Source organism: Brachyspira sp., assembly GCF_050873525.1.
Classification (GTDB): Bacteria; Spirochaetota; Brachyspiria; order Brachyspirales; family Brachyspiraceae; genus Brachyspira.
The window spans coordinates 1-7,434 of sequence record NZ_JBNMIZ010000130.1 but is presented as its reverse complement, the minus strand read 5'-3'; the positions used below and the strand labels follow the sequence as shown (position 1 = coordinate 7,434).

General features: G+C 30.8%; 9 protein-coding genes. 2 read left to right on the top strand and 7 right to left on the bottom strand.

Annotated features, from left to right (window positions below):
* Nucleotides 1–13: 13 nt before the first annotated feature.
* From ACR0QS_RS09015 to ACR0QS_RS09000, 4 genes are all read right to left on the bottom strand, one after another.
* Nucleotides 14–1,057, bottom strand: coding sequence for a tetratricopeptide repeat protein (locus ACR0QS_RS09015; protein WP_432633110.1), 1,044 nt, complete (start codon nt 1,055–1,057; stop codon nt 14–16).
* Nucleotides 1,058–1,073: 16 nt separating this feature from the next.
* On the bottom strand, nt 1,074–2,111 hold the full coding sequence (locus ACR0QS_RS09010; RefSeq protein WP_432633109.1) for a tetratricopeptide repeat protein: 1,038 nt from the start codon (nt 2,109–2,111) through the stop codon (nt 1,074–1,076).
* An 89-nt stretch (nt 2,112–2,200) separates the two neighbouring features.
* Nucleotides 2,201–3,064 (bottom strand): DUF368 domain-containing protein, encoded by an 864-nt coding sequence (locus tag ACR0QS_RS09005; protein ID WP_432633108.1) that lies wholly within the window; start codon nt 3,062–3,064, stop codon nt 2,201–2,203.
* A 98-nt stretch (nt 3,065–3,162) separates the two neighbouring features.
* On the bottom strand, nt 3,163–3,546 hold the full coding sequence (locus ACR0QS_RS09000; protein WP_432633107.1) for a RidA family protein: 384 nt from the start codon (nt 3,544–3,546) through the stop codon (nt 3,163–3,165).
* A gap of 215 nt (nt 3,547–3,761) precedes the next feature.
* On the opposite strand from ACR0QS_RS09000, the gene ACR0QS_RS08995 reads away from it, so the two are divergent.
* Together ACR0QS_RS08995 and ACR0QS_RS08990 are read left to right on the top strand one after the other, a co-directional pair.
* On the top strand, nt 3,762–4,238 hold the full coding sequence (locus tag ACR0QS_RS08995; RefSeq protein ID WP_432633106.1) for an ATP-binding protein: 477 nt from the start codon (nt 3,762–3,764) through the stop codon (nt 4,236–4,238).
* 24 nt (nt 4,239–4,262) lie between these two features.
* Complete coding sequence (locus ACR0QS_RS08990; RefSeq protein WP_432633105.1) at nt 4,263–5,825, top strand: ATP-binding protein; 1,563 nt, start codon at nt 4,263–4,265, stop codon at nt 5,823–5,825.
* 22 nt (nt 5,826–5,847) lie between these two features.
* Here ACR0QS_RS08990 and ACR0QS_RS08985 read toward each other — a convergent pair whose 3' ends face one another.
* From ACR0QS_RS08985 to ACR0QS_RS08975, 3 genes are read right to left on the bottom strand one after another with little or no spacing between them, the layout of a single operon-like run.
* On the bottom strand, nt 5,848–6,306 hold the full coding sequence (locus tag ACR0QS_RS08985) for a zf-HC2 domain-containing protein (RefSeq protein WP_432633104.1): 459 nt from the start codon (nt 6,304–6,306) through the stop codon (nt 5,848–5,850).
* On the bottom strand, nt 6,303–6,851 hold the full coding sequence (locus ACR0QS_RS08980; RefSeq protein WP_432633103.1) for an RNA polymerase sigma factor: 549 nt from the start codon (nt 6,849–6,851) through the stop codon (nt 6,303–6,305). The genes ACR0QS_RS08985 and ACR0QS_RS08980 overlap by 4 nt, the downstream gene beginning before the upstream one ends.
* Nucleotides 6,852–6,887: 36 nt before the next feature.
* The gene (locus ACR0QS_RS08975) at nt 6,888–7,334 is read right to left on the bottom strand and encodes a Spy/CpxP family protein refolding chaperone (protein ID WP_432633102.1); all 447 of its coding nucleotides are present in this window, start codon (nt 7,332–7,334) and stop codon (nt 6,888–6,890) included.
* Between the last annotated feature and the right edge of the window lie 100 nt (nt 7,335–7,434).

Here is a 7,434-nt window from a genome sequence, read left to right as displayed (position 1 = left end):
CTAAAAACTAAAATTAATTTAAAGCCAATATAGTTTCCTGTAAAGCCGCCATATATTCTTTAGCTCTCGGAACATTTGGATTATTAGGATATTGAGATACAAAAGAATCCAAAGTTTTATAAGAATCGGAATATCTGCCGACTTTAAAATACGACAAACCTATATAAAGCAAGGCTTCGGCGTCTAAAGTGTAGATATTATTATTGTATCTGACTTTATTATAGAATTCTATCGCTCTATCGTAATTCTTTTCGTCATAATAAGACTGACCGATTCTGAATAAAGCCTCTTCTTCATATTTTGTTCTTGGGAATAAAGCGGCTATTTTGTTATAATACATTCTCGCTCTTGAATAATTTTTTTCCAAAAAGAATTTATGCGCTCTTGCTGGAACTTGAATCAAATAAGTTCTCATAACCTCGTTATAGTAAACGCTCGTTTTATAATATTGCAAAAAGTCTTCGTAAATTTCAAAAGCTCTGTCGTAATCGTTCATGCTGAAATAAACTCTCGCTCTTCCCAAAACGGCAAGCTCTCCGTTCGCTCTCAAAAAATAGCTCAAAGCTTCTCCGTATTTTTTTTGGAAGAATAACTGATAGCCGTATTCCATGCTCATAGTTGATGCTATATCGTTATCTTTTGCTCTCAAATTATTCTGCAATTTAGGAGCTATATAATCGTCATAAGCGTTTTGCAAGCGTGCTATATCGGCGTAGGTTATTATCGCGTTTGTGGAATAACTTATAAATTCTGGATTATCTATAATGTCCGTAAGTCTTTCTTTTGCCAAATGATATTTTTTTTGTCTTTTTAGAGAATCTGCAACCAAAAAATAAGACTGGGCTATATTATCCAAAGGTCTTAATTTTGTATCTATTGATAAATATTCGTTCAAATTATTTATAGCCTCGTCATAGTTTCCCATTTCATAAAATCTTTTGCCTTTTTGAAAATATCTTTCGGGCGAAGAGAGAGAGGACGCTTTAGTGATAAAAACGCCTCCTAAAATAGCGACTATGGTAATAACCGAAGCTAAAATTGCTGCATAAACTTTCATAATATCTTCCCCCTAATCATAAATCGCTCAATACCTGATTAATCCAAAAATTAACTTCCGTTGAATTAATCGACTGTATGCGTCTGAATACATTTAAAGCCTTTTGTTTTTGACTCGTATTCTTATATGCTTTCCCAAGAAGCAAATTAATATTATAATACAAATTTCTATTAACATTTTTTGTAGAAACTGGTTCAAGTAAAGTTATTACGGTAGAATAATTACCCAATCTGAACTGAGCCAAAGCTTTATTATATTCGTTCATATACATATCGTATTCCGTTTGCGGCGCTGGCGGAGTTTCCATAATATTGTCTATAGTTATTTCTATGGAATTTGTATTTACGATTCCGTCTATAATTTCGTTAGTATTTATATTATTCGTATATATATAATCCATATAGTTGGTGTTTATTATATCGTTATTTAAAATATTATTATTTGTGTTCGTTTCGCCTATAAGTATTTCCGTTGTATTATAGTAATTCGTTATATTATAATAATTGGTTTGTATATAATAATTTGTAGCGGATGCAAAATTTGTCGCGTTATTTGTCAATATTGCCAAAGCGTTAGTATTCGTATTAATCGCGTTAGGGTCTTTGAACTCGAAAGAAACCGTATCCACATCGGAATCCGCCGTATAAAAACCTATATTGTCGACATAAGATATTACCGCGTAATAATATAGTCCATAAGATGGAAGTATATCGAGCATAGAATAAGAAGTCGAATTATTAGTAGCTTTTACCGAACCTATAACTGTCGCCGTGGTTAAAAGCGGACGAGATAATATCGGATTATTGCTTCTATATACATAATAAGTCAAATTAGGATGATATATGCCCTGCCATTCCACATATAAAGAATTTTCGTTCATAGCTCTTATTGAAATATTATTTGCAAGCCTTTTTGAACTCGGTAAATTCGTAAAAGAATTTTCAAGATTTGCGGAAGTTTGAGAATATAAAATTCCAGATATAAAAATAAATAAAGCCAAACTTAAAAATAATTTCGGTTTATAATATGTTTTTAAAAATTCTATTCTATTCATACGGTTCACCTTTTTCATTACTATATATATTCGGAATTGAATTATATAAAATTTAGGTTGATTATATAAATATTATTATAGAATTAATATTAAATCTTTTCCATCATTATGGCGACTAAAAAACCCAGACACATAGATAAAACGGTAGCAGCCAGCATTGGAACGCTTAAAGAGGTTATATTGGGCCACAAACTCAAAAACGAAACTATCAAAATTCCCAATACGAAACCGAAAACTATTGTCCTGTATTTTTGAATTAGAATCGTTATTAATTTGGATATTGCAAATATTCCTATAACTATTCCTATTCCTAAAAATATGAGAGGATAAATATAATTGAAATTCGATGTGATATTTGAAACGAAATAAGATACATTTTCGTATTCTCCCAAAATAAGCAAAAGCAAAGAACCAGAAATTCCGGGAATTACCATCGCAATTGCCGCCGCTATTCCGCAGAAGAATAATTTGACTCCATAAATAAACGAAAAGTCCGAAGAAACGGATTCTCCAGCGACTTTATTAATTTCAGGCTCGTTAATATCGAAATAAACAAATATCGCCATTATAAAAGCGCCTAAAAAGAAAGCTAAAAATACTTTCAAATCATATTTTTCAACGGTTTTTGTTACGAAAGGAAAAGAACCAAGCACGAGTCCCACAAAAAATATTTTAGTTGGAATCGGATAATTGGCAAACGAGAAATTAATAATATTCAAAAATAAAAATATCGAAATAATCGCTCCCAAAAAAACGGGAATCAATATTTTTAAACTTTCCGCAACATCTTTCCATCTAAATTTAATCAAAGCTATCGGAAGAGAAGATATTGAATAAGTTAATTTTTCGTAGATTCCAAGAACGAAAGCTATTGTTCCGCCAGAAACTCCGGGAATCGCGTTCGCTATTCCTATTGCCATTCCTTTTATAAAATACGATAAATAGGCTCTCATAATAACACTCCGTTTATAATTATTATTTATTTAGAATCATTAAAATTATTTAAAAATAAAAAACCATGAATAATAATCATTATGCATGGTTTTATCAATCAATTTATAACCGCCGTTATTTCAACTTCGACCAAAGCGTCTTTCGGCAGAGACTTTACCGCAACCGTGCTTCTTGCAGGCGGATTATCTTTGAAATACGAACCGTAAACTTCATTGAACGAAGCAAAGTTTGACATATCGCTTAAATAACAAGTCGTTTTAATCACATTGGCAAGAGTAAGATTTTCCGATTCCAAAAGCCCTTTAATATTTTCCATAACTCTTTCCGTTTGTTTTTTAATATCGTTTTCTTCCATACCGCCGCTTACTGGGTCCAAAGGTATTTGTCCAGAAGCAAAAATAAAATTACCGCTTTTAATCGCTTGAGAATAAGGTCCTATAGCCTGCGGAGCTTTATGAGTTTTAATAATCTTCTTATCCATATTAATTCCTCTTCACTTATATAATATTTTTTTCTCTTTTTATTTCCAATAATTATAATAATTTTTAAATAAAATATCAAGCGTTTAATTTAAGCGGCAATATATAGATTTGATAAAATTATGTATTTTTATATTTGCCAAGTTTTAAATTTGAAATTTGATTTATTTTTTATTATATTGTAATATACAAATAATTTTTGATTTGGGTATTGTGTATGATAAAAAAATACATTTTGAAAAACAACATTGGAGAAGTCGCTGGACTTATAAAAGAAATATGCGCGGAAATATCGGGAGTCATAGACGAAGCGAATGTGAATTTATTTGCAGCGGCTTTATATGAAGTGGCTATAAACGCGATAGAGCATGGAAATTTAGGAATATCCTACGAAACGAAAAAAGAATGGATTGAAAAAAATATTTATCATGAAAAATTAGCCGAACTTCTTAAAACCGAAACGGCAAAAAATACTTTCGTTGAAATCTCTTTGGAAATAGAAAACGATTGTATAACTTTAACCGTGAAGGACGAAGGAGACGGATTCAAACCTCAAAAAGCGATTGAAAAAATAAAACAGGAAGATATTAGGAGAAACAGCGGAAGAGGCATGATGATGATGAAATCCTATTTTGACGAAATAAAATATAACGAAACGGGAAATTCTATAACTCTAATAAAAAAAATAAAATAAAAATTTGGATTGTGATTTGATAATATGAGCGGCGCTAAAAGAAAGACTATAAAAAAAGTAAAGGACGCAAAATTTTTTCATAAATCTCCGCCTGTGGAACTAAATACTGGTTTTGTCAATTTGGAAAGATTTATAGCGATAAACGAATACGATGACGGAACTTTTTCAAGAGAATATAACTGCGATATTATAAACCGAAGAGGACGAGACGCCGTTATAATAGTTCCTTACGCTTATATAGAAAATCAGCTTCATGTTTTAATGATAACTAATTTTCGCCCCGTAGTTTATTATAGAGAAAAAGTAATGACAAATAAAAATGTCGAAGATATAGACGAGAATATAATAAACTTTTTGGAATTTCCAGCGGGAATGCTCGAAGAAGACGAAATGAACGCAAAGGACGAACATCAGGGAATAAAAAAATGCGCTCAAAGAGAATTGGAAGAAGAAACGGGCTACAGCGTGCCTTTAAAAAATGTAACGGTTTTGGGACATAATTATTATAGTTCTTCGGGAATAATTACGGAAAGAATAAATATTGCCACTTGCGATATAACGGGAATCGAACCTAAAAAAAAGCCTAAAACGGACGGTTCGGTTATGGAAGAAACTATAGAACATTTTTTTGTGCAGTTTAATGAAGCCATGAAATGGTGCAAAGAAGGAATAATTAAAAACGCTGGAACGGAAATCGGATTAAACAGATTATATTTTTCTATTCTTTATGAAAGGCAAAAAAAACATAATTTAATTTTGCAAAGAAGATTAAAATCGCTTTTGAACGAAATTAATTCCTTAAAGAAAAACGCCAATTATTACAATAAACTTATAAGAGAATTTAAAGCTACGGTTACGCATGAATTGAGGCATCCTTTTACCGAAATAATGGGCTATATTAATTTGCTTAAAAAGAAAAATTTGAACGAAGAGAAAAAAGAAGAAGCGCTTAATGTAATTTCAAAAAGCATAAAAAAACTTTATGAAACGAATAATAATTTGATACAAATTACTATTAAAGACGATGAGGATTCAAAATATTTGTCCGAATTCAATATCGAAGAAGAATTAAATTTGATAGTCGAAGGTTATAAATCGATTTACCCGAAAGAAATTGACGCAAAAGTGGAAGTGGAAAAAAACTGCATTATTTTAATCGGCTATATTGAAAGATTCAAATTGATAATGGAAGGAATAATATCAAACGCATTTAAATTTACCAAAGCGGGAAGCATTCATATTCATGTGAGAATTCCAGATTTGATAGAAAAAAAGAATTTGGATTTTTCGCCCGATTTATTTAATTATCATTCAATGAAAAATATAATTCCAAACGAAATAGAAATAACGGTAAAAGATACGGGAAAAGGAATAAAACCAAAACAATTAAAAAAAATATTCATTCCGTTTTATCAAGGCGATTCGAGATTTGAAAGGGAATACGGCGGAATCGGAATCGGGCTTTCGGTTGTTAAAGATTTGCTTGACACAATGCAAGGCTCGATAACTATAGACAGTTCTGAGGGTGCGGGAACTATAGTAAAATTGAGAATACCTTTTGGAATTCCAAGCAAAACTAAAATTTAATAATTTAGAATAATAAGAAAAATTAATCTTGTCCGACATAATACATATACGAAGACAATATAATCATTTCATCGTTATTCGTCAATTCTTCTTCCTCGTTAAAATATGTTGAAAGAGGAATATAATCGGCGTATCCGTCTCCGTTAATATCTTCAATATATGCAGAGTCAAAATTATTTGAAATCATTAATTCGTTTTTATTGGAATTATTTAACATTACGGCGACTCCTACAGATATTAAAAGCGCCGCCGCCATTGAAATAATATAAGGATAAATTCTATGTTTAACTTTTTCAATAGTTATTGATTTATTTCCTAACAAAATTGAAGATATTGAATTAATATCGTTCATGAATTTTTTACAGGATTCGCAATTCTCCAAATGTTTATTCATTTCAAGAATTTCGCTTTCGTTTAAATCGTTGTCTTTATATCTGCTTATAAGCATTTCGTAATTTTTATGGCTTTTTATGAATTTCATAAACTTACCCCCATTTTTTTCATTATAGATAGAAGTTTTTTTCTCGCTCTGAAAATTCTCGTTCTAATCGTATTTACGGGCAAACCTAATTTTTCCGAAATTTCCTCATAAGAGTAATTTTCATATTCGGACATTATAAGAGGAATACGAAAGCTGTCGTCCAATTTTGCCAAAGATTCCGTGAGTATAATTTTATTAATGCTGTTATCGTTGTCGGATTCCTGCATTTCTACATTTCTATATTCTTTAAGTCTGTATCTTTTTTCTCGCTCTCTCTTTCTTATATAATCTACCGCTCTGTTAAACGAAACTCTATAAAGCCAAGTGTAGATTTTGGACCTTCCTTCAAAAGTGTCTCTTTTCAAATAGAATCGGACAAAAACTTCCTGCACGATTTCTTCAGCCTCGTCATAATTTGAAATAATTGAATAAACCAAATTAACCAAAGGCTTTCTATAAGTCGCCATAAGTTCTTTATACGCTTCTTCGTTGGACGATTTAAAAGCGTCTATATCGTCTTCATAAGCCATTTCCACACCATTCATAATTATCCCTCGCTCTATAAACTCGATAAAGATAAATTACATTTTCCTATATTTATTAAGCATAATTTTCTGCTCTGGAGTAAGAATTCCTATTATATCCAAATCTCTAAATATAATCAAGCAATCTCGCTCCGCTTCAATTTCTTTTTTTCTTTTTATCAAATCTCTTAATATATTTCTATCGGGATTATCTTTCATAAGTTCAATTTTCATATTATAATCTATTTTTTCAATTTCTTCTCTCATTGGCTGTTCTTCGTTTACCGATTTTATTGCAATTTCATATATTTGGTTGGTTTGCTCGGATGAGAGAATTATTCCCGCTTTTCTAAAAAATTGAAACGGGTCGGGACCTAATTTTCTATCATGTTCATGAGGTTTTTTACCATACCCAGCTGGAGGCGGGGGCTGTCCATAAACCGATAAAAATGTCGCCAAAAATATGGTTAATATAGCAAAAATATAAAATCTTTTTTTTATCATAATCAATCCGTCCATTACTTCGTTTTTATTATTTTATTTTTATTTATTTTTATATACTTATTTAGACGAAATTAAAATAAAAAAGTTCCCGCGTTTTTAT